This window comes from Vibrio sonorensis (assembly GCF_001854765.1).
Lineage (GTDB): Bacteria > Pseudomonadota > Gammaproteobacteria > Enterobacterales > Vibrionaceae > Vibrio > Vibrio sonorensis.
The window spans coordinates 78577-102561 of record NZ_LJJE01000022.1 but is presented as its reverse complement, the minus strand read 5'-3'; the positions used below and the strand labels follow the sequence as shown (position 1 = coordinate 102561).

19 protein-coding genes and 2 pseudogenes are annotated in these 23985 nt (G+C 43.9%); 15 read left to right on the top strand and 6 right to left on the bottom strand.

Going from position 1 to position 23985, the window contains the following annotated elements; all coding sequences use genetic code 11:
* Positions 1-12: 12 nt before the first annotated feature.
* Positions 13-681 (bottom strand): YccT family protein, encoded by a 669-nt coding sequence (locus BLO31_RS04180; RefSeq protein WP_070963021.1) that lies wholly within the window; start codon positions 679-681, stop codon positions 13-15.
* Between the two features lie 108 nt (positions 682-789).
* On the bottom strand, positions 790-1785 hold the full coding sequence (locus tag BLO31_RS04175; RefSeq protein WP_070963020.1) for a porin: 996 nt from the start codon (positions 1783-1785) through the stop codon (positions 790-792).
* 514 nt (positions 1786-2299) lie between these two features.
* Between BLO31_RS04175 and dinG the strand changes: the two are divergent.
* The 7 genes and pseudogenes from dinG (at position 2300) to xthA (ending at position 8601) form a co-directional block, all read left to right on the top strand.
* A pseudogene (dinG, locus tag BLO31_RS04170) lies at positions 2300-4371 on the top strand (ATP-dependent DNA helicase DinG).
* A gap of 30 nt (positions 4372-4401) precedes the next feature.
* Positions 4402-5180: pseudogene (locus BLO31_RS04165) on the top strand (sulfite exporter TauE/SafE family protein).
* A complete protein-coding gene (gene priC / locus BLO31_RS04160) occupies positions 5177-5722 on the top strand; it encodes a primosomal replication protein PriC (RefSeq protein WP_070963019.1) in 546 nt (181 codons plus the stop codon). Before BLO31_RS04165 ends, priC begins: the two are co-directional and overlap by 4 nt.
* A 2-nt stretch (positions 5723-5724) precedes the next feature.
* Positions 5725-5889, top strand: coding sequence for a pleiotropic regulatory protein RsmS (rsmS, locus tag BLO31_RS04155; protein WP_070963018.1), 165 nt, complete (start codon positions 5725-5727; stop codon positions 5887-5889).
* Complete coding sequence (locus BLO31_RS04150) at positions 5882-6937, top strand: cupin domain-containing protein (protein ID WP_139158936.1); 1056 nt, start codon at positions 5882-5884, stop codon at positions 6935-6937. Before rsmS ends, BLO31_RS04150 begins: the two co-directional genes overlap by 8 nt.
* A 104-nt stretch (positions 6938-7041) precedes the next feature.
* Complete coding sequence (locus tag BLO31_RS04145) at positions 7042-7344, top strand: hypothetical protein (protein ID WP_070963017.1); 303 nt, start codon at positions 7042-7044, stop codon at positions 7342-7344.
* 450 nt (positions 7345-7794) lie between these two features.
* A complete protein-coding gene (xthA, locus tag BLO31_RS04140; RefSeq protein WP_070963016.1) occupies positions 7795-8601 on the top strand; it encodes an exodeoxyribonuclease III in 807 nt (268 codons plus the stop codon).
* 61 nt (positions 8602-8662) lie between these two features.
* Here xthA and BLO31_RS04135 read toward each other — a convergent pair whose 3' ends face one another.
* The 4 genes from BLO31_RS04135 to BLO31_RS04120 form a co-directional block, all read right to left on the bottom strand.
* Positions 8663-9325 (bottom strand): ABC transporter permease, encoded by a 663-nt coding sequence (locus BLO31_RS04135; RefSeq protein ID WP_139158934.1) that lies wholly within the window; start codon positions 9323-9325, stop codon positions 8663-8665.
* Between the two features lie 3 nt (positions 9326-9328).
* Positions 9329-10069 (bottom strand): ABC transporter permease, encoded by a 741-nt coding sequence (locus BLO31_RS04130; RefSeq protein ID WP_070963015.1) that lies wholly within the window; start codon positions 10067-10069, stop codon positions 9329-9331.
* A gap of 116 nt (positions 10070-10185) precedes the next feature.
* Positions 10186-10953: a lysine/arginine/ornithine ABC transporter substrate-binding protein gene (locus BLO31_RS04125; RefSeq protein WP_070963014.1), complete on the bottom strand. Its 768-nt coding sequence runs from the start codon at positions 10951-10953 to the stop codon at positions 10186-10188.
* Between the two features lie 66 nt (positions 10954-11019).
* On the bottom strand, positions 11020-11790 hold the full coding sequence (locus BLO31_RS04120; RefSeq protein WP_070963013.1) for an ABC transporter ATP-binding protein: 771 nt from the start codon (positions 11788-11790) through the stop codon (positions 11020-11022).
* A gap of 722 nt (positions 11791-12512) precedes the next feature.
* Between BLO31_RS04120 and BLO31_RS04115 the strand changes: the two genes are divergently transcribed.
* The 8 genes from BLO31_RS04115 to BLO31_RS04080 all read left to right on the top strand — a co-directional run bounded on the left by BLO31_RS04115 (position 12513) and on the right by BLO31_RS04080 (position 23983).
* Entirely contained in the window at positions 12513-14060 is a 1548-nt protein-coding gene (locus tag BLO31_RS04115; protein ID WP_070963012.1) for a DUF3360 family protein, read from the top strand.
* 295 nt (positions 14061-14355) lie between these two features.
* Positions 14356-16632 carry a formate C-acetyltransferase gene (gene pflB, locus BLO31_RS04110; protein ID WP_070963011.1) on the top strand — a complete coding sequence of 759 codons (2277 nt, stop codon included), beginning with the start codon at positions 14356-14358 and terminating at the stop codon, positions 16630-16632.
* A 213-nt stretch (positions 16633-16845) separates the two neighbouring features.
* Positions 16846-17823: a lipid A deacylase LpxR family protein gene (locus BLO31_RS04105; protein ID WP_070963010.1), complete on the top strand. Its 978-nt coding sequence runs from the start codon at positions 16846-16848 to the stop codon at positions 17821-17823.
* Between the two features lie 379 nt (positions 17824-18202).
* Complete coding sequence (gene pflA, locus BLO31_RS04100; RefSeq protein ID WP_070963009.1) at positions 18203-18943, top strand: pyruvate formate lyase 1-activating protein; 741 nt, start codon at positions 18203-18205, stop codon at positions 18941-18943.
* 65 nt (positions 18944-19008) lie between these two features.
* On the top strand, positions 19009-19674 hold the full coding sequence (locus BLO31_RS04095; protein ID WP_070963008.1) for an energy-coupling factor ABC transporter permease: 666 nt from the start codon (positions 19009-19011) through the stop codon (positions 19672-19674).
* Positions 19675-19797: 123 nt separating this feature from the next.
* The gene (locus BLO31_RS04090) at positions 19798-20298 is read left to right on the top strand and encodes a YfbU family protein (RefSeq protein WP_070963007.1); all 501 of its coding nucleotides are present in this window, start codon (positions 19798-19800) and stop codon (positions 20296-20298) included.
* A gap of 393 nt (positions 20299-20691) precedes the next feature.
* Positions 20692-22626, top strand: coding sequence for a PrkA family serine protein kinase (locus tag BLO31_RS04085; RefSeq protein WP_070963006.1), 1935 nt, complete (start codon positions 20692-20694; stop codon positions 22624-22626).
* An 88-nt stretch (positions 22627-22714) separates the two neighbouring features.
* Positions 22715-23983, top strand: a complete 1269-nt coding sequence (locus BLO31_RS04080; protein WP_070963005.1) for a YeaH/YhbH family protein — start codon at positions 22715-22717, stop codon at positions 23981-23983.
* Positions 23984-23985: the final 2 nt, after the last annotated feature.

The following is a 23985-nucleotide window of genomic DNA, read 5'->3' as shown; positions in this document are numbered from 1 at the left end:
CGGTTTCTTCGATTATTCTGCGTCTATCATCCAACGTCGGAAGGCTTTTCGCTCTTCTTTCGATGCTTTCATATACCAAGCTTTTAGTTGTTCCAGATTGTCTGAAGCAATCACTGGCTGTGCTTTTACTTGTTGTGATGAAACTTGCGTTACTGCTGAGGTAGATGCAACAACAGGCGCTACCACTTCAACTTTTTGTAGTTCATCACCTTTAAAGAAGATACCACGCTGCTGGTTGTGCTCTTTTAACAGCTCATCCATATTCATGTATGGAAATAGGCCATTCCCACCTTTGATATACTCTTGTTGGTAAGAGATTTCCTTACCATCTTGAATCAATTTCCATTCCGGCTGACTATTTTTAAAGTTTCGCGTAACTTCTTGGATACTTCTAGCCTTTGGGTGCTTGAGTTTAATAGTATCGCCACTCGCATTGAACGTAAGGACGTAGGGTTTTGACGTAAAGACTTCTTTAGAGTTACCTTTACCAACCGTCTTATCCATTCTCAAAACTAGCTGAGTTTCACCTTCTTTGAGTTCAATTGGTTCGATTTTGCTCTCGGTTTCTTGACCATTGACAAACAACAAGGAGATTCCTTGTTCGGGAACCAACGTAGCTGCCTGTACTGACAATGAAATACCTGCTGCTAACAGCGTAAGTGGAATCAAAGCAAATTTCACACTTAATCTCCTTATTAAAATTTTACTAAGCTAAAAACCATTTGATTTTACAAGCTTTTTATACAAAAAAGCCACCCTAAGGTGGCTTTTTTAGCAGATATTAGCTAATTAGAATTTAGCTTGGATACCTACAGCGTAACCAGTTTCGCTCTTGTCTGCATTGTTGCCACCAACTTCAGCGTATAGCTTAGTGTTTGGTGCAACGCTGTATGCTACGTTACCGAACCAGTGGTTTGCATCTTTAGCATCGCTAGCTTCGAAATCAGTTGTGCTGTAACCAGCAGCGAATGTGATTTCGTTCCAAGTGTAATCAGCTGCTAGAGCAACAGTGTCAGTTTCTTCACGAGTAACTACTGTACCTAGGTGCTCTTCATCAGTTGAGTAGTAACCTAGTTCTAGGTTTAGGTTTTCGATACCTGCGTAAACAGCTTCGAAAGCAAAGATAGTAGCGTCAGTGTTTAGAACATCCTGAGTGCCAGCATCATTTTTCTTCTTACCACGTAGGTCAGCAGTTGCGTAGTAAGCTGTTAGGTCTAGATCGTTGATACGGTAACCAACTTTAGCATCTAGGTAGTTGCCGTCTTTACCGATGCGCTTGTCATCAGTGTTGTACTTGTCTTGGATAAGACCTAGGCCTAGGTAGAAAGCACCGTTATCGTAGTCATAACGTACTGCTTCTTCGCCACCAGTAGGAGCGTCGTCAAAGAAAGACTTAACACCAAATGCGAAATCAGAACCAACGCCAGCGTCGTCGATGATAGTGTCTAGTTTACCAACTTTTAGGTCACCGTAAGTCTGAGTGTAAAGAGCTACGTAAACGTTGCCTACAGAAGAGTTACCTGTTGCACGGTCGTTGTTGTCGCCAGAGAACTCGAAGAAAGCACCGATTTGGTACTCGTCGTTGATCTGGTAACGCGTGTCAAAACCGAAGTCTGCATCATCGATTTGCTGCGTAGTGTTTGCATTTTCGTCAGTCTTCTTGATGTAACGTACTTCTACGTCACCAGAAAGATCTACAGATACGCCGTCTTGGTTGTAAAGTTCGATTGCTTGAGCAGAACCTGCTGCAACCATAACTGCTAGTGCTACTAGAGTCTTTTTCATAATAATCCACTGCCTTTTCTTAATTCGGGAAATCCTTATCCGGTTCCCTTTCTGTTTTTTGATAGATGCCTCGCACTCTTTGGTACGATGTCACCGTCTCTAAATTTCGTCGACTAGCTTGCAAAAGAATCCTCTGACTGTCAAATGTTCTAAAAAATAGTTCTAAAAAAACAAAAAATACATATATAACAATGACTTACATGATTTTCATGTCATTTTTCGAGCGAGTTCTAATCAATTTGATAAATTTGTCATGAATCGCAAAATTGCGATGCAATAGACTTTAAATCTGATAAATATGGATTTTTGCGGCACAAACAGAATTATAAACTAGACAATCAAGCCCGTTAGAGAGTTATATTTTTTGCCTTTAGAAATAATTATAAGTTTATGAAGGTTCAGTTTTTTTTTGTGAACAAGGTCTAGTTTTAGTTCAAAACAATTCTTATTTGTGAACTTAAGAACGGTTTTTAAATCTGTGCTACCATCCCGACTCGCTTTTTTGGGGTGTTAAATGTCAACCAGCAAAATTCAAAATGCAGTGCGTAAGAGCTATCAAAACCTGCAATATCAGTTAGAAAACTTTGTTCCTCGTCGTGCTCAGAACTTTCTTGTAGCAGAAATCACTAAAACCCTTTGTGGCGAATACCACAAGAGCAACCGCATTTTGGTCGCAGAAGCTGGGACAGGCATAGGTAAGTCCCTCGCCTATCTAATGGCAGTGATCCCAGTAGCAGTGCTCAACAATCGCAAGGTCGTGATATCTACAGCAACAGTTGCTCTACAAGAGCAGCTTATTAATAAAGATTTACCACTTTATCGAAGGATCAGCGACGTTGAGTTTAGCTTTACTCTGGCAAAAGGCAGACAGCGCTACTGCTGCAGCGAAAAATTAGCCGCAGCTAGTGGCACCGATGGCGGCCAGATGGCGATGTTTGAATCCAAGCCTGAAGAAGAGGAAATATCGTTATTACAAGAGCTGTATACCGCATTAGCCACCAACAAGTGGGATGGGGACCGAGATTCTTGGCCTGACCCCATCCCAGATAACTTGTGGAACCTTATTGTCAGTGACAAGCACACTTGCAATCCAGCTTTGCCAGCTCACCGAGATTGCCCTTTTCAAAAAGCGCGAACTAACCTAGATACTGCCGATGTCATCATCGCCAATCATCATTTGGTAATGGCAGACGCCGATCTCGGTGGCGGTATCATTCTTCCAGAGCCGGAAAACAGCATTTACGTTTTTGATGAAGCTCATCATTTGCCTCTAGTAGCTAGAGATCATGCCTCAGCAGCTGCCAGCTTGCGTGGCGCGGCTAGCTGGTTAGAGAAACTCAACCAATTGACGGCAAAGTTCAGTTCTCTCGCAGATGAAAAACGAGTTGGACGGTTTCGAAACGATCTGCAAGAGTCAATTCAAGTGTTAATTCCCCAGTTAACGGCGCTGAGCAAGCGTTTTGACCCTGCCCAATTTTCTGAAGGCATCTGTCGTTTTGAAATGGGGGAACTGCCTTCTTGGCTAGAAGAAGAGTCAAAAGAGTTAAAAAAGGCGTCCCAAAAGGCTGCCCAATGTGTCGCTAAGATTGCAGACTTAATCACTGAACGTTTAAAAGATGGGGAAATCAGCCGCCGTCTTGCGGAGCCTGCTCTGAGCGAAATTGGCTTCTACACCCAAAGACTAGACAATCTTGCTCAGGTCTGGAACTTGATGGCAGAGCCACAAAGGGAAAAAGGCGCCCCGCTTGCCCGCTGGTTGGAAATCAACCCCGACCGCGAAGGCGACTTTATCGTTAATGTTTCTCCACTGGAAGTAGGTTGGCAGTTGGACCAACAAATTTGGAGTCGATGTATAGGAGCAATTCTAGTTTCCGCTACCATGCGCGCACTCAACTCATTCCAGTTCTTCTGTCGCCAAAGTGGTATCAGTGAAAGAACAGAAGACGGTGTTCGTTTTCTTGCCCTTTCTTCACCGTTCGAATATCAAAAAAATGGTGAGCTACTGATACCGAAAATGAAATGGGAGCCACAAGCAACGGAATTTACCGATTACCTCGCCGAGATTTTGCCGCAATACATTATCGAAGGGAAAGCTAACTTAGTGCTCTTCTCATCTTATTGGCAGATGAATAAAGTCTCTGAAAGTTTACACAAAACGTTCTTGAAAAATGGCTGGGCACTGCAAATACAAGGTAAGTCTTCTCGTGGAGCCATACTAAAAAAACATCAAACCTTAGTTAAGAAAGGCAAAACCAGTATTTTATTTGGCACTGGAAGCTTCTCAGAAGGGCTCGACCTGCCGGGTGATTTGCTTGAAAACTTAGTGATCACGAAAATACCATTCGCGGTACCCACTTCTCCTGTAGAACAAGCACATGCCGAATATGTCGAAATGAGAGGCGGAAACCCATTTATGCAAATTTCAGTTCCCGAAGCGAGCAAAAAGTTAATTCAATCCGTCGGACGTTTGCTGCGTAAAGAGCAAGATTCTGGTAGAGTCGTAATCCTCGATCGGCGCATCGTGAGCAAGCGTACGGAAAAGCCCTACTCGATTCACTGCCACCTTTTAGCCGCACTGTTGAATAGTCATTAAAATAAGTAAGAAGAACAGACTTTATGGAATTTCTCGAACCAACTCTTTTGTTGGTGTTGGCTCTGGTAGCTTTTGTCGCAGGATTTATTGACGCAGTCGCAGGTGGTGGAGGCATGTTAACAGTACCCACTTTACTTTCGTTAGGACTGCCGCCACATATTGCTTTAGGAACAAATAAGCTTGCCGCAACATTTGCCTCTTCGACGGCAGCCTTTACCTATTACCGAAAGAGGCTATTTAAGCGAGATGCTGGGGTAGAGCCTTTGTTTCAACTTTGATAGGTGCGATGTTGGGAACGCTGTTTGTCGACGCAATTAGTACTCAATGGCTCGAAAAGATCCTACCACTAATTATTTTGGCGGCCGCCATTTATACTATTTGGCACAAAACGCCTCAATCCAATACTACTGTCATGCCCGAAAACTGCCCAAAATTTCATCGCAAACAGTATCTACAAGGGCTATCAATAGGATTTTATGACGGAATGGCCGGCCCCGGGACTGGCGCATTTTGGACAGTGAGCTCGATGGCTCTCTATCGTCTCAATATCTTGCTCGCCTCTGGTGTGGCGAAAGCGATGAACTTTACCAGTAATTTTACCTCATTGGTCACTTTTGCGATTCTCGGTCACATAGACTGGGTGTTGGGTTTAACTATGGGCACATGCCTTATGGCCGGCGCATTTGTTGGGGCGCATTCAGCCATTAAGTTTGGCGCCAAGTTTATTCGCCCAGTGTTTGTTTTTATGGTCAGCGCACTTGCCGTCAAACTGGCCTATGACGCTTGGTTTGTTGGCCTATGAACTTAGAAGCGCTATCGCAAACTATCGACAAACTGAGTGAAGACGCTGCCCATCTAGATCGTCAAAGGGGTGAGCATCACCAGCCCTTATTTGATCAGCAACTTTTTCACTGTAAAGCGAAGTTGATCGTTCCCTGTGTCAGTGAGTTGCGTTCCACCTATCACTCCATCGTTCGTGAAAAAGAGTCAGGTAAACTCACTTCTCTTCGAGCCGAGTTTCTCACCGAACGGTTACTCGCTCAGCTAACGGCAATTCAACGGGAACTTGCCACTGTCACGATACGTAAAAAAGAGCCTAAGCACTACACACATTTCAGGAAACCAATCAACGAGTTATATCAAGAACTGGCGCAGCATCAAGAGTGGGAACGTCGCTTGAAAGATATGGTGAAAGAGAAAGAGTTTGCCCTCTCATCGGCCCCGCCTTTTCAACAAGCCAACGCTCAAAAAGCACTCATTGCAACCGAACAGCGCTTGAAACGTTGTCAGCAAGCCAAGCTTAACATTGAAAAAAAGATCACCTTTAGAGAGAAGAACCAATAATCATGTCTGATAACCCATTAGAAAACGCACCTGATGAGGTAAAACTCGCTGTCGATCTCATTTACCTCCTTGAGACCAATAAGGTCGACACTGAAATTGCCCTAAAAGCACTAAAAATCGTTGAATCGGACCTCACTCGTAAATTAAAAGAACAAAGCAATGATTAAGCAAACTTTTAGCTGGCAAGAGTTTTTCTCTACCTACTGGCATAAAGAGCCAGTCATCATCAAACAAGCTTTCAAAGGGTTTGTAGACCCGCTAAGCGCAGACGAGTTAGCGGGATTCAGTATGGAGCCCGAAGTCGACTCAAGATTGATTTTTAACGATGAATCAAATTGGAAAGTCTCTCATGGCCCTTTTGAAGAAAAACAACTAACGAGTCTGCCAGAAAGCCATTGGCAACTTGTCGTTCAAGCTGTAAATCATTGGCACGATGCATTTGCACCTTTACTTAGCCATTTTTCATCGCTGCCTAACTGGCTGTTTGACGACCTCATGGTTTGTTACTCCGCTATGGGTGGAGGGGTTGGGCCTCATATCGATCAGTATGATGTTTTTATACTTCAAGGAGAGGGAAAAAGACGCTGGAAAGTGGGCGCTAAAGATGTTGGTCAATACGATGAAGTCATACAAGATGGCGCACTGCGACAAATATCTGGATTCGAACCCATTATAGATGAAGAGGTCACATGCGGTGATCTGCTTTACATCCCCCCTGGCTTTCCACATTGTGGCGATACACTAAGCGCTAGTTTAAGTTATTCCATCGGATATCGCTCACCTAAACAACAAGAGCTGTTGAGCCATTTTGCCGACTATGTGATTGAAAGTTCTCAAGGCCTGACGCATCTACACGACCCAAGCATGCAGCCACAGGTTTCCCATCATCACATAAGCGAAAGCGCTGTCGACAAATTGACAGCGATGCTTCTAGCTCAGTTTGAAGATAAAAACAATCTCAATCATTTTTTAGGACAGTATCTAAGCCAAAGTCGCCACCACCTAGACATTGTTCCGCCGGACTCCCCTATAGATTTGTCTCAGTTACGCAGTGATTTGCAGCAGGGCTTAACCGCTAATAAGGTACTTGGGCTAAAAGTATTAACCATTGAAAACCAAACCGATTATCTCTATGTAGACGGAGAAAAGTTTGCTATCCGTGGTGTATCTGTTCACTTCGTCACGGCGTTGACAACCAACGCGAAGTTACCGTAAAAGATCTTCACCTAACTGGGGACTGGGAGCTTCTATTACAGCTTGTCACTAAGGGTTACTGGTTTTTGTGATCGTTTTTTGCACTGTTCGGTATAAGAGAAAAAATGGGGGATACTCTTATGTCGGACATAGATAAAGTTGAAGAACTTCACCACCGAATTCGAAATCAAATAGCTTGGCGTGAAGCGGGACACATGGTGCTGTCCATCATTGTTTTAGTGCTAGCGGTGACTGGTGTGCTCATATGGCTCTCATTTTACGGTGTCACTTTACCCATGCAACTTTGGCAGGAAGTTGCCGCTCCCCTACTGAAATGGAGTCCTCTTGCTGCTTTGGTACTTCTTTTAGCCCTGGTCGCTGTCTGTACCCAAACTTACGTATACTCCCACAAGCTAGATCACGATTAACCTAAGTATTCCCTCCATAAGACTGGGAAACACTGGCAAGTGTTTCCCTCAATACTAGTCAGCTATTAGCTCCAATTAATGCAGCTCGGTTTGCTAAACATACCGTTCTACTAAAATAACCACCAACCAAAATAAACACCTAGTTTCATAACTTGTATTGACTAACAACGTTTTTACATGGGAAAGACACGAGATCCGCAGCTTTGTAAATGAATCTTATTACATTGTGTTAGTTTGCCAGCTTTACCGTAGTATTAAATCAGCTCTTGTATAAAAGAGATAAACCAATCCATCGCCTTTGCTTGCGTTTGGATAAGCCGGGCTTTCGGGGGGAGAGCCCGGCTTGATTTTATTGCAAACAACTAAACCTCATCGCAAGCGCCTATTTCGATAAAAATAGTGTTACTATCTTTTATTCACTTAAAGGCCTGCGAGGAGAACGAGAGCCTAATGAAAGTTATAAGCTTCAATATCAATGGTTTAAGAGCGAGACTTCATCAACTACAAGCCGTTATCGACAAGCACCAGCCCGATGTTATTGGCTTGCAAGAAATCAAAGTGCATGACGAAGCCTTCCCTATCGAAGACGTAGAAAAAATGGGATACAAGGTTTACTTCCATGGCCAAAAGGCCCATTACGGCGTCGCTATGCTTTGTAAAAAAGAGCCTATATCGGTACAAAAAGGTTTTCCTACCGATAACGAAGAACACCAAAAACGTATGATTATGGCTACGTTTGAAAAAGACGATGGTGGTAAAGTCACCGTGTTGAATGGTTATTTCCCTCAGGGTGACAACATTGCCCATGAAACCAAGTATCCATACAAACGTCAGTTCTACAAAGACTTAATGACCTATCTAAACGACCACCACACATCTGACGAAGAGCTGATTGTGATGGGAGATATCAACATTAGCCCAATCGATGCTGATATCGGTATTGGAGAGCCCAACCGCAAACGTTGGCTAAAGACCGGTAAATGTTCATTTCAGCCAGAAGAGAGAGAGTGGCTAGCAACCCTACTAGATTGGGGATTTGTCGATACATTTAGGCAACTGCACCCAGAAGTCAATGACCAGTTCTCGTGGTTCGATTATCGCTCTAGAGGATTTGACGACAACCGCGGTCTGCGAATCGATGTTGTGCTCGCCACCCCATCTCTTGCTAAGCGTTGCACCGAAGCAGGAATAGATTACGAACTGCGCGGTATTGAAAAGCCATCCGATCACGCACCTATTTGGTCAACCTTTTCATAACCTACCTTAGTGCGTAAAAAAGCTTCCACAATGGAAGCTTTTTTCGTTTAACTTAGCGGTCTTAGATAGCGAGGAACTTTTTCTCTGCGGTTTTAAAGCACCACAAGATGACAAAAGTTAAAGCCATATAGAAGAGACCTGCCGTTAAGAAAGACTCGAAAGGCGCGTAATAGCGAGAATTCACTAATCGAGCCGCACCAGTTAAATCAATAATGGTGACAATACCCGCAACAGCACTTCCGTGAAGCATAAAGATAACTTCATTGCTGTACGCTGGTAGCGCTCTGCGCAAAGCACTTGGCAATATTATTCGTTGGTAAGTTTTGAACGTACTCATTCCATAGGCTTTTGCAGCTTCAACTTCACCTTTTGGCAAACCGTTAATCGCGCCTCGAATAATCTCTGCAGTATAGGCGGACGTATTCAATACAAATGCCACCAGAGCACAAAACCAAGCGTGTTCCCATAAGGTATCTTTAACAGGAAAAAACTGATCCATCCCATAATAAATGAGATAGAGTTGTACAAGTAGCGGCGTACCGCGGAAGAAATAGATAAAAGACCAACTAGGTGCACTCAGCAGCAAGTTATTACTATTGCGCGCTATACCTAAAGGAATAGCAACCATTAGGCCGATAATTAAAGCCAACCCTACCAGCCAAAAAGTGGTCCATAGCCCTTCGAGGTAGGTCGGTAAACTGTCAACAATTAAGCTAAAATCCATTTTCTACCTCGTATGAATACTAAACTTGCGTTCTACTAGTTTTAGTAGCCCTGTAGAAACGCTGGTAAAAAACAAGAAAATAACCGCTACTGTCATATAAAACGTAAATGGCATCTTTGTTGAACCAGCGGCTAATGAACTTACGCGCACCATATCTTCAAGGCCGATTATAGAAACCAAAGCCGTCGTTTTTAACAGTACTAACCAGTTGTTGCCAAATCCGGGCAGTGCGTGACGGATCATCTGAGGTAATAGAATGCGACGAAAAGCGAGAGAAGAGCTCATACCATATGCCTTAGCGGCCTCAAGCTCCCCTTTATCTACAGCCATGATCGCGCCGCGAAATGTTTCCGCCATGTAGGCACCAAAAATAAAGCCAATCGTCAGTATGCCCGCAACGTAAGGGCTTACATCAATATAATCCGGTAGATAAGAAGTCCATTCATGGCTGGGATTCTGCTGGGTAAACCACTCGTTCAACCATTCGTTTATCGAGTACAAGCTGTTGTTGAGCAAAATTTGCCCACCAAAGAAAATCAACATCATAAGGACGAGATCGGGGATACCACGAATAATGGTAGTGTAGAGCGTCGCAATAGCGCGAGCCCAGCGATAAGGGGCAAGTTTTGCCAACGCGCCTAACATACCCAAAACCATAGCGAGAAGCAGAGAAAGCACTGCAACTTCTATCGTTAGCACGGCCCCTTTTAAAATAGAGGCTTCATATCCTTGTAAATCCAGCATAGGTGAGTTCCTGTTCCCTAAACGCTTTGCAGTTCGGCGGTGGTGACTTCTAGGAACGGAACCGACCGCCGATTACATCAGGTGTATACCGAAGCGTCCCGCTTCCGGTATTACGATTAGTTACCGTAAACGTCGTACTTGAAGTATTTCGCTGCAATTTCCTGATAGATGCCTTTTTCACGTAGAGAAAGGATTGCGGCATCCAGTTTCTTAGTTAGATCCTTGTCTTGCTTACGCACGGCAATGCCCATACCATCACCAAACCACTTTGGATCAGTTAGAGAAGGGCCAGTAAATTCATAAGCTTCACCACCCGCTTTGTTTAGCACGCCTTCTTCAAGTGCAGATGCATCACCCAACACTGCAGCAATTCGGCCGTTAGCCAGATCTAGGTAAGCTTCGTCGAAAGAGCCGTAGCGAACAATTTCAACGTTGTCGTAGTTATCCGTTAGGTACTTGTCGTGAGTTGTAGCGCGTTGAACACCGATCTTCACACCATCTAGGTTGTCAAAATTAAGACCCGCGTCTTTCTTAGCAATAAATTTGTTAGGGATAAGCGCGTACTTACCCGTAAAATCAACTTTCTTTTTGCGCTCTTCGGTAATAGACATCGCGGCGATAATTGCGTCGTATTTACGAGCGAGAAGAGAAGGAATGATGCCGTCCCAGTCTTGAGGGACAATCTTACATTTTACTTCCATTTCCGCACAAAGCGCGTTGGCCATATCAACGTCAAAACCTTTAAGAGAACCATCAGCTTCAGTCCAGCTAAATGGAGGGTAAGCGCCCTCAATACCAAAGCGAACTTCTTTCCATTCTTTCGCTTGAGCTACGCCTGTAACTGCAGTAGCAGCAATTGCTGCAGCAACTAACCACTTTTTCATTTCCATACTCCTGTGATTGTGTTTTTCTTAGTGACTTTATAGTAGTTCCAAAACTTGGGTCTTGGATTAGTAAATCGATGAAATAAACTGTTGTAAGCGTTCCGATTCTGGATTGCTGAACAGTTTTGCTGGATCACCCTGCTCTTCAACCAACCCTTGATGCAAGAACATAACGTGATTTGATACATCTCGGGCGAAAGCCATCTCATGGGTAACGACCAACATGGTACGTCCCTCTTCAGCAAGATCGCGCATTACACCTAGTACTTCGCCCACAAGTTCGGGGTCAAGGGCAGATGTGGGTTCATCAAACAGCATAACTTCTGGGTCGACAGCTAACGCTCTCGCTATCGCAGCGCGTTGTTGTTGACCACCAGACAAGTGACCTGGGTAATAATCTCGTCTCTCATACAGACCTACTTTTTTAAGAAGTAACTCCGCATTTTCAATTGCCTGTGCTTTAGGGACGCCAAGAACATGAACAGGGGCTTCGATAACATTTTCCAAAACCGTCATGTGTGACCAGAGATTAAAACCTTGGAAAACCATCGCCAAACGAGAACGAATACGTTGAACCTGCTTTTCATTGGCGGGCACTGACTCACCTTGACGGTTCTTTTTCATATCGATCAGTTCACCATTTACCCAAATCTCCCCTTCAGTAGGAGTTTCAAGCAAATTAATGCATCTAAGGAAGGTGCTCTTACCGGATCCCGAAGATCCAATAATAGAGATAACATCACCTCTATGAGCTTCTAATGAAATGCCTTTCAGTACTTCGTTTTGACCGAAAGTTTTGTGTAAATCCTTAATATCCAGCGCTGGTACATCTTTCATGCGCTTATTACTCCCTGTAATGTCGTCTTGGCTTTTGTTTTAGTTATCAGTGTCCGACGTTGTTGAATTGAAGTGATTTAAACGGCTTTAAACACTCCAATTCCCTGGTACTTTTATCAGTACCTATTCGGGATCCCATCCCGCAGTTGAGTACAAACTAGCACTACCACGAACAACATGCAACAAATCATTAACCTGCCAAATAAGGATAACTAGTTATATTATGTGACTAATAATTCATTATATAGCTAATTAATCTTCATTGCACGCATAATGAACCAAGAAAGACCAAGTCGTAACCACACCTACCCGTTAACATTTTTATAAAAACAAGATCTGGTTCAACTAATCACAATTTGGCTTAATCCACCCAGTGCATATCTCTTCTCTGTCTAACAAAAATTACAATTTGAAATAATTTTTCAGCCCTTTTGAGTTATACACCTAAGCCCTGCTGATAGGGGTGTAGTTTTCTTTCACAATCTTTCATAAAGTGATCTAAATCAATCAACCCCAATTAGGAGCACGATAAACTCGCAGCAACAATAAAAATCTCAATAATCCGATGCTCTCAGCGGAAATTAAGGTTTTATAAGGCACGAAGTTTACGTGGCTCATTCAATCTGTTAAACCATGGGAATCGGTCTTGGAATTTAGAAGGTAGTGCCTTGTTTTAAAGCTACTTTCACAAAGAACATTTAACTTATGAATATGAGGAATCTATGTCAGACGCAGTGAAGAAACCGCATTCTGCTTCAGATATCGAGTCTAAAAGCTATCAAGAGCTTCATAGACCCGCATCTGAATTTGCGACACGTTCAGAGTATCTGGATCACGAACTGCAAATCATGAAACCACGTCGTTTTGGTTTAAACCTGCCTGGTCGTGATTTTCGCTTTGAGTTGGAAGATTTAGTCCCAGCTCTAGCAGGTACTATCGGTATCATCGCCATGTACTCTGCTGTAATGATGTCTTGGGCCGATGGCCTGACAGCAGCTTGGGATCATGTAAACCTAGGTAAAGAATTTGCTATCGAAGTAGCACGTGTAGAGATGTTGATACCAGCATTACTCTTCTGTGTACTGGCTTCTGGCTTTATAAACCCACGCGCTAACCTTGCCGGTAACCACGGTCCAATGATTCCATTGATCGGTGCGATTGCTCTGGCAGGTGCTCACCCTTTAGCTCTTGCGATCCTTTTAGGCGTGTTTGGTTTATTGCTCAGTTATTTTAAAGGCGGCTCTAAGCTGGTTAACCTTACTTCCGAAGGTACCGCCGGCGGATTGCTCATATTCCTCGGCTTTACCGGAACCATGAGTCAGATTGGTTCTATCCAAGATTGGGCAACTGGTATCTCGTCCTCGACGGTTGAAGCAGGAAGCATGGGTTATGTTGGCCTGATCGTACTGGGTATCAATATCGCTATCTACGCGATTCTCGCTAAACTAAACAAACGTTGGTTGGCAATTCCAGTATGTGCATTTACTGGTCTACTTATCGCACTTGCACTCGGCGCGGGTTTCGACCTTAAGTTTGAAACTGAAATGGGGCTTCCTAACCTCAACCCAGTTTACTGGTGGGGTAGCACTGAGACAGGCTGGCAATTAGGTCTCCCTACACTACAGCACTTTATCGCTTCATTGCCTTTCGCAATCCTAGCTGTTGCAATGTGGTCACCAGATTTCCTTGGGCACCGTATTTTCCAAGAGCTGAACTATCCGCGTAGAACCGAGAAAGTACTCATGGATGTGGACGACACCATGACAATGTGTTCAATCCGCCAAATGGTAGGTACCGCGGTTGGTGGTGGTAACATCACTTCATCTTGGGGCACGTATATGATCCCAGCGGCCATCGCTAAGCGCCCTATTCCGGCTGGTGCAATTTTACTAGGCTCTCTATGTATTATTGTAGCTATCCTTGGTTTCCCAATGGATGTTGCGGTTTGGCCACCAGTAATGCGCGTCGCTCTACTTGTAGGTGTATTCCTTCCTCTACTAGAGGCAGGTATGCAGATGGTTAAAGATACTAAAGATTCACAAGCAGCTGGTATCTGTATCTTCGGCAGTGCCGTCGTCAACCCAGTACTTGCTTGGGCATTGACTATGCTGTTGGACAACAACGGTCTAATTGGCGATAAGGAACGCGCTTCCAAACTCTCATTTATCGATAAGATTGTGATCCCAGGCGGTGTTTTACTAGTGTGTCTAGTTGCTATGCTTGCAGTTGGTATGCTTGAGAGCAACTATGGTATTAAAGCTTGGTTGTAAGCGTTAAAAACTAAAAAATGTTGAGGGTAGCGTGATCGCTACCCTCAAATTTATCGAATTTTTTTAGGATTTATTGATTTAGTTTAAGGTTTGCAAAAAAATTTTATATTACCCTGATTGCAAGTCGTCAGGTTAGGTCGATAAACAGAGTGCCAATATCTATAGTTATTCAAGGCTTAAACTATAGATATTGTTATTCATAAATAGAGTGTACTGTTTCGCCACTACTGGCGATGTTAACTGGCTCAACGGCTAACGCAGTACGTGTTTTTTCTACTAAAAAGGTAGGTATGTCATGGCAGAGCAATTTGCTAAAGCTTGGGAAGGTTTTGCTGAAGGTAACTGGCAAAACGAAGTAAACGTTCGCGACTTCATTCAGAAGAACTACGCACCGTATGAAGGCGACGAGTCTTTCCTAGTTTCTGAGGGCACCGAAGCAACTAAAACGCTTTGGGCTAAAGTAATGGAAGGTATCAAACAGGAAAACGCAACTCACGCACCTGTTGATTTTGACACTTCTGTTATTTCTACCATCACATCTCACGATGCTGGCTACATCAACAAAGATCTAGAAACTATCGTTGGTCTTCAAACTGAAGCTCCGCTTAAGCGTGCAATCATGCCTAACGGCGGTGTACGAATGATCGAAGGCTCTTGTAAAGCTTACGGTCGCACACTTGATCCACAAGTTTCTAAAATCTACTCTGAGTACCGTAAAACACACAACCAAGGTGTTTTCGATGTTTACTCTCCAGACATTCTAAAATGTCGTAAGTCTGGTGTTCTAACTGGTCTTCCAGACGCGTACGGTCGTGGCCGTATCATCGGTGACTACCGTCGCGTAGCGCTATACGGTGTAGACTTCCTAATGAAGGATAAAGTAGCTCAGTTCCACTCTACTCAAGAGAAACTAGAATCTGGCGACGATCTACAACTGACTATGCAATTGCGTGAAGAGCTTCAAGAGCAACACCGCGCACTTGGTCAATTAAAAGAAATGGCCGCTTCTTACGGCTTCGATATTTCTGCTCCTGCGACAACTGCACAAGAAGCAATCCAGTGGACTTACTTCGGTTACCTAGCTGCTGTTAAATCTCAAAACGGCGCGGCAATGTCTCTAGGTCGTACTTCAACTTTCCTAGATATTTACGTTGAGCGTGATATCGCTGCTGGTCTAATTACTGAAGAACAAGCTCAGGAAATGATCGACCACTTCGTAATGAAACTGCGTATGGTTCGTTTCCTTCGTACTCCTGAGTACGATGAGCTATTCTCTGGCGACCCAATCTGGGCAACAGAATCTATGGGTGGTATGGGTGTTGACGGTCGTACACTTGTTACTCGTACAAACTTCCGTTTCCTAAACACGCTATACACTATGGGTCCTTCTCCAGAGCCAAACATCACTGTACTTTGGTCTGAGCAGCTACCTGAAGGCTTCAAGAAGTTCTGTGCAAAAGTATCTATCGATACTTCTTCTATCCAGTACGAGAACGATGACCTAATGCGTCCAGACTTCAACAACGATGACTACGCTATCGCTTGTTGTGTATCTCCAATGGTTATTGGTAAACACATGCAGTTCTTCGGCGCTCGTGCAAACCTAGCTAAGACTCTACTTTACGTTATCAACGGTGGTGTAGATGAGAAGCTTAAGATGCAAGTTGGTCCTAAGACTGAACCAATGCTAGACGAAGTACTAGACTTCGACAAAGTTTGGGCAGGTCTAGACAGCTTCATGGACTGGCTAGCTAAGCAGTACGTTACTGCGCTAAACGCAATCCACTACTCGCACGACAAATACAGCTACGAAGCAGCTCTGATGGCTCTTCACGATCGCGATGTACGTCGTACAATGGCATGTGGTATCGCTGGTCTATCTGTTGCAGCTGACTCTCTATCTGCAATCAAATACGGTACAGTTAAGCCAATCCGTGACGAAGATGGTATCGCTATCGACTTCGACATCTCTGGCGACTACCCTAAATTTGGTAACAACGACGCACGTGTTGATGACATGGCTTGTGAACTTGTTTCTATCTTCATGGGTAAAATCCGTAAGCTTAAGACTTACCGTGATGCAGTACCTACACAGTCTATCCTTACAATCACTTCAAACGTGGTTTACGGTAAGAAGACTGGTACAACGCCTGATGGTCGTAAAGCAGGTGCTCCATTCGCTCCAGGTGCAAACCCAATGCACGGTCGTGACGAAAAAGGTGCTGTAGCTTCTCTAACTTCAGTAGGTAAACTACCGTTTGCTGACGCTAAAGATGGTATTTCATACACCTTCTCTATCGTTCCAAACGCACTAGGTAAAGAAGAAGATTCACAACGTTCAAACCTTGCAGGTCTAATGGATGGTTACTTCCACCATGAAACTGGCATCGAAGGTGGTCAACACCTAAACGTGAACGTTCTTAACCGCGAAACTCTAGAAGACGCAGTTAAGCACCCAGAGAACTACCCTCAGCTAACTATCCGTGTTTCTGGTTACGCTGTACGTTTTAACTCTCTAACTGCTGAACAGCAACAAGACGTTATCGCACGTACTTTCACTGAATCTCTATAATCTAGAACTCAGTAGAATCCAGAGCCCTGCCAATTGGCAGGGCTTTTTTTATTTCTCAATCATAGGCCTTGGTAATTGCAAACCCGGCTTTAATAAGGCACATCAAACCTTGCCACGACGAAGCGCACAATTCTCATCTTTCAATAACTAACCACTAACTAGGCAAGATATTTGCTAGTAGTATTTAATTAATATTGTTTGCAAAAGTGGCTTATGGATTTGTATCGAATTATACCTTTACTGCTGATCTCCGCTTCGGCTTGCGCCTCTGATAAATCAACGGTTGCATTTAGCATAGACAACGATGGTATTTTTGGTGTCGACCAAGACTATACCAACGGTCTTTTCATTAGTTACACCTCTGGTGGTATTGCGCCTTGGCCGATGTTTAAACCATTGAGTTTATCCTTTTGGGGGGCCGCTTCTTTAGATAAGGTTGAGTTTACATTAGGCCATAAAATGTGGACGCCTTCCGATATCGATTCGAAGTTGCCGGTAGCTAACGACCGCCCCTACGCTGGTTTTTTCCACGGCGAACTCAATTACATCAGCTTACATCCAGAGCAAGCACAACGTTTTAACCTCACTATAGGTATGACTGGCGAAAACTCGTATGCGGATCAAGCTCAAAACATCGTCCACGGAATAACGGGGTCAACAACACCAAACGGCTGGCGTTATCAAGTTGACGAAGGAGTAGTGGGAAGTGTGGGCTATTTGTCTCATTTTAATATTGGCCGAATCAACAGAATAGCGGGAACTGAACTTGAGCTATCAAACGTAAGTGAAGTGAACTTTGGCAATTTCCGCAGTGATATTTCCACGGGAATTATGCTTCGTTGGGGTGTGGATTTAGGCGGGAACTTTGGCGCCGCAAACATCGATACAGAAAACCCGTTCAGAGCGGGAATGATCGGCAGTTCCTCTACAGGCTGGTTTGTCTATGGGGGCATTGAAGCCCGCTACCGATTTAACGATGTCACTTTGGAAGGAGACCGCCCCGCGCTGGTCAACCCTCAAGCTTATGAGGTGACTCTCGACAATACTCAGGCCACTGCCGTCGCAGGCTTCGCTTGGTATAACGAAGTGGTAGGCGCAACACTCAGCGCTACCGTTAAAACCCCAGATTACAAAGAGTCTCCTACTGACATATACGGTACAGGTGGTCTCGCTCTTTACGCATTTTTCTAACGTGTTTATGCGTGGTGGAACTATGGCCACGCCTCCCCCGCTGAATTAATAATCCTAGATCACTTTTCAATAAAAACGCACTCGCTCTCCATTGGGAAACCTCACTGACCATCCTCTCTCAAAACCTTAAACGGTTACTAAGTCAATTTGTTTAAACATTTCTTAACCATGAGATAGTGAACATCAACAAACGGCTAAAATAGAGCCGATATCACTATCAATATTTTTATCGTTAATAACATCTACTTTACAAATAAATCACCAATGTTGGGAGGTTTAGAATTTTGTCGTTTTTCCTACATTTTTTGCACGTTATTTCTACTTTAACCCTGAATTTTGTAATAAAATAACAGGCACACTAACAAGAAGAGATGGTCGCATGTCAACAAAGGGTCGTATTCATTCCTATGAATCCTGCGGTACGGTAGATGGACCTGGTATCCGCTTTATAGTCTTTTTGCAAGGATGTCTCATGAGGTGTATGTATTGCCATAACCGCGATACATGGGACACTCACGGTGGTAAAGAATATTCAGTCGAAGAAATTATTAACGAAGCCAAATCCTATCGCCATTTTATGAAGGCGTCCGGAGGTGGTGTTACCTGTTCTGGTGGTGAAGCCATGCTGCAACCGGAGTTTATTCGCGACTTTTTCCGCGCAGCGCAAGCAGAAGGCATTCACACTTGCCTTGACACCAACGGTTACATTCGCAAGCACACCGACGTCGTCGATGAAGTACTGGAAGCCACTGACCTCGTTATGCTCGATCTCAAACATATGAAAGATGAGATACATCAGGACTTCATCGGTGTTTCAAATCGACGCACACTAGATTTTGCTCGTTACTTGCACAAACTTGGCCAAAAAACATGGATTCGTTATGTCGTCGTCCCTGGCTATACCGACGATGAAGAAGCCGCTCATATGTTGGGTGAGTTTATTAAAGATATGGACAATGTAGAAAAACTCGAATTACTGCCCTATCACAAGCTCGGAGCTCACAAATGGGAAGCTATGGACTTGGAGTATCCGTTAGAAGGCACTGAACCACCCAGCAAAGAAACCATGGATAAGATAGTCTCAATCCTTGAGCAGTATCACTCAAACGTAAAATACTGATACCAAATCCTTACTATTTCGTAAAAAATACCAATCCTTACCGATTGGTATTTTTTGGAGTTAGATTGTCCCTTCAACCACTTTTTGCACTGGCTTTGATCTTAATTTCTTACGGGTTCATTCACCGTGATATCTGCCAAGTATTTTTGCCAAAACTCAAACAGGAACGCTATTTTCAACATCTTACTTTTGCCGTTCTGTTGAGCTTATTTTTCCTCTGGAGTGCACAAGCTGGGGTTAAAGAAGGATTAAACATACACTTTCTAGCACTGACCACCCTCACTTTAATGTATGGCTGGCGAGTGGCTTACCTTTTATCTATGTTAGTGTCTTTGTTACTCTGCGCCGCGGGTAAGCTTGATTGGCAACTGTTACCCGAGTACATACTGATCTCCTGTTTACTGCCCATATTGATAAGCTACGGAGTTTTCTTACTCAGCTATCGACACCTTCCAAGAAACATCTTTGTCTTTATCTTTGTGGCCGGTTTTTTCAACGGTGGAATTACCGGTAGCCTTCACTTGCTAATCAGTGGAAGTTATCTAGCGTTTCAAGATGTACATGACTGGCAAACCATTTACGACAACTACCTTATCTTTGTTCCGCTTTTGGCGTTTCCTGAAGGGCTCTTGAACGGTATGTCTATGGCCATGTTTGCGGTGTTTAAACCGGAATGGATTCGGTATTTTTCCGACCGCGACTACATCTACAACCACTACCGCAAAAAGTAGCACGAAAATCTCGCAGTATTTTTAATTTTTCGTAATAAACATGTGTTGAGATCATGTTTCACCCTTGTTGAAAAGGCTAACCTAGCTTTAACAGATAAAGAGTTGCTTTAAGTGAGGCCTAGAATGGAAATGACAAACGCTCAACGTTTGATCCTATCAAATCAATACTACCTGATGTCCCAAATGGATCCGGACAATGCAAAAAAATACCAGCGTTTGCAAACCATAGTAGAGCGTGGTTATGAACTGCAAATGATAGAATTAAACAAAGATTTTGGCTGCATCACCGATGCTGAGTGCCGTGAAATCATTGAGTTCATGGAAATGTACCACGCAATGCAAGAATCGAATCGCATGTTAAGTGAAAGTGAGAGAAAAGAGGTCGACCAGCGTCGCCTAACTTTCCTAGGCTTCGATATTGCAAGTGAAGCGCAGCAAGTGAACTATGTGCGTTTCCTAATTGAATCCGAAGGTCTATACCCGCAGTTTGACAAAGGCGAACACCACTTCAACAGTCAAATGCCAATGTTAGACAAATACCGTCGAATGCTTACAGCATGGAAAAATTGCCCGCGCCAATACCACCTGTGTGCCACTGAGTTAAGTCAGATATTTAACGCCTAAAAACTGTTAAGGTTTCTATAAAGGGAGCAGACGCTCCCTTTTCTATCTCTTCTACCTAATTTTTGACTTAAGCTTTTAAACCGTAAAACAGACCTTTGCTTTCCCTCCATTGAGTTCCAATTTGCTACTGCTTCAAACCGCACTGCTTCATCGCACTTCACCAGAATTTATCACTAGTGTTTTCTAAATTCGCGCTAGATATGTAATGGCTTACCTCTTTTTTCAGCTTGCTAACATATTGGAAATATCACGTTAGATTCCCATCACATAACGTAAATAAACACATATTTTTTAAGCAAAATTCTAAAAATGCATCTAGGCTTAGATTGAGAAGGAATTTGGAATTCATTGCGGGTTGTTTGTCTTTTTGACAGGTTCAGAGGGGAATTCATTATGAGTATTTTCGACCATTTCCAAGCGCGCTACGAAGCGGCAAAGGATGAAGAGCTCTCATTACAAGAGTTTTTGGCACTATGTAAAGACGACAAGAGTGCCTATGCGAACGCTGCCGAGCGCCTTTTAATGGCGATAGGCGAGCCAGAAGTTATCGATACTGCTCAAGATCCAAGGCTTAGTCGTATTTTCTCTAATCGCGTCATTTCACGCTACGAGACGTTTAAAGATTTCTACGGGATGGAAGACTCAATCGAGCAGATTGTCTCCTACCTTAAACACGCCGCTCAAGGATTAGAAGAGCGCAAGCAAATCCTTTACTTACTCGGCCCTGTAGGTGGTGGTAAGTCGTCTCTCGCAGAAAAACTGAAAGCGCTAATGCAGCAAGTACCAATTTACGTACTTTCCGCAGACGGACAGAGAAGCCCGGTCAATGACCACCCATTCTGTCTTTTTGACGTCAACGAAGACGGTGATTTACTCAAGAATGAGTACGGTATTGAAAAGCGCTACCTAAGATCTATTATGTCACCATGGGCTGCAAAACGTCTGCACGAGTTCGGCGGCGATATTTCTAAGTTTAAGGTCGTAAAAGTGCGTCCTTCTATACTCGACCAACTCGCCGTTGCGAAGACAGAACCCGGCGATGAAAACAATCAGGATATTTCGTCTCTAGTGGGCAAAGTCGATATCAGAATGTTAGAGCACTTCTCACAAGACGATCCAGATGCCTACAGCTATTCGGGAGCACTCTGTAAAGCTAACCAAGGCTTAATGGAGTTTGTAGAGATGTTCAAAGCACCGATCAAAGTGCTTCACCCTTTACTAACCGCTACCCAAGAAGGCAACTTTAACGGTACAGAAGGTCTATCAGCCCTTCCCTTCGACGGTATGATCCTCGCCCACTCAAACGAGTCAGAGTGGCAGGCGTTTAGAAACAATAAAAACAACGAAGCTTTCTTAGATCGCGTTTACATTGTGAAGGTACCTTACTGCTTACGCGTGTCAGAGGAAGTGAAGATTTACCAAAAGCTTCTTGACCACTCAGAACTTTCAAAAGCGCCTTGCTCACCTAGTACACTGGATCTATTGGCACAATTTAGTATTTTGTCTCGACTCAAAGATCCCGAGAACTCCTCCATCTTCTCTAAAATGCGGGTCTACGATGGTGAAACGCTCAAAGACACCGACCCTAAAGCGAAAAGTTACCAAGAGTATCGCGATTACGCCGGAGTGGAAGAAGGCATGTCTGGTCTATCAACGCGTTTCGCATTTAAGATCCTGTCTCGCGTGTTTAACTTCGACCAAACTGAAGTCGCTGCCAACCCTGTACACCTGTTCTATGTTATCGAACAGCAAATTGAACGAGAGCAGTTCCCACAAGAGATGGCAGAGCGCTATCTAGAGTTTGTTAAAGGATACTTAGTACCGAGATACGTTGAGTTTATCGGCAAAGAGATTCAAACCGCTTATCTAGAGTCCTACTCAGAGTATGGACAAAACATCTTTGACCGCTACGTCACCTATGCTGATTTTTGGATACAAGACCAAGAGTACCGCGATCCAGAAACAGGCCAATTGTTCGACCGCGCAGCGCTCAACAACGAACTGGAGAAAATCGAAAAAACTGCGGGTATTAGCAATCCAAAAGACTTTAGGAACGAGATCGTTAACTTCGTGCTTAGAGCAAAAGCCACCAATAACGGCAAAAACCCAGTTTGGACAAGCTATGAGAAGCTTCGTACAGTTATCGAGAAGAAAATGTTCTCCAACACTGAAGAGCTACTGCCTGTCATTTCATTCAATGCCAAAACCTCTTCGGAAGACCAAAAGAAACACGACGACTTTGTCGCGCGTATGATGGAGAAAGGTTACACCGAGAAACAAGTAAGATTGCTGTCTGAGTGGTATTTACGAGTTCGTAAATCTTCTTAACAGCTGGGTGAATACATCAGCCACCAATCGCATCGGCCAGTTATCTGGTCGATGCAAAGGGAACGTGACGGTTTAACAGAGGTGACTTATGGCGCAATTTATCGACAGACGACTGAACGGCAAAAACAAAAGCGCGGTCAATCGCCAGCGTTTTTTACGCCGCCATAAAGAGCAGATCAAAGAGTCTGTGGCGGATGCTGTAAATCGACGCTCCATTACCAACACAGAATCTGGAGAAGATGTCTCTATCCCCCACAAAGACATCAAAGAGCCTTTGTTCCACCAAGGTAAAGGGGGAGTAAAAGAGCGCGTTCATCCCGGCAATGACCAATTTACTAAAGGCGACAAAATTGAACGTCCAAAGGGTGGCCAAGGCAGCGGCTCCGGTGAAGGGGAAGCGAGCCCTGATGGTGAAGGACAAGATGAGTTTGTTTTTCAAATATCCAAAGACGAGTATCTGGACATTCTATTTGAGGACTTAGAGTTACCCAACCTAGAAAAAAATCAAATCAACAAAATTACAGAGTGGAAAACCCATCGCGCTGGTTATCAAACCGCAGGTGTACCCGCCAATATCGCCATCGTAAAATCGTTGCAACAGTCTCTTGCCAGACGAACAGCAATGACGGCAGGCAAAAAAAGGATGTTAAACGAACTAGAGGAGGAGTTAGAACGCATCCGCAATATGGAACCCGCTCAGGCACTGGAAGAGAAACGCCTCAAAGAAGAAATTGAAGCGCTGAGAAAGAAAATCAGCAGCGTCCCCTTTATCGATACGTTCGACCTCAGGTTTAAAAACTACGAGCGTCGCCCTATTCCTTCGAGTCAAGCGGTTATGTTCTGCCTTATGGATGTCTCTGGTTCAATGGATCAGGCAACCAAAGACATAGCAAAACGCTTTTACGTCTTGCTGTATCTGTTCCTAACTCGCACTTATGAAAATGTCGAAGTGGTGTTTATTCGCCACCACACCCAAGCTAAAGAAGTTGACGAGCACGAGTTCTTCTACTCTCAAGAGACAGGCGGAACCATTGTGTCGAGTGCTCTGAAACTGATGCACGAAATCGTTGCCGATCGCTATCCCGTTGGAGAGTGGAACATCTATGCCGCTCAAGCCTCCGATGGCGATAACTGGGCAGACGACTCACCACGTTGCCGAGAACTATTGACCAAACAACTACTGCCAAACTGTCAGTACTATTCCTATATCGAGATAACCCGACGCTCGCACCAAACCCTATGGCACGAATACGAAAAACTCGAATCCGACTACAGTAATTTTGCTATGAAGAACATTCGCAGCGTCGAGGACATCTTCCCTGTATTTAGGGAGCTGTTCAAAAAAGAAACTGCATAGGG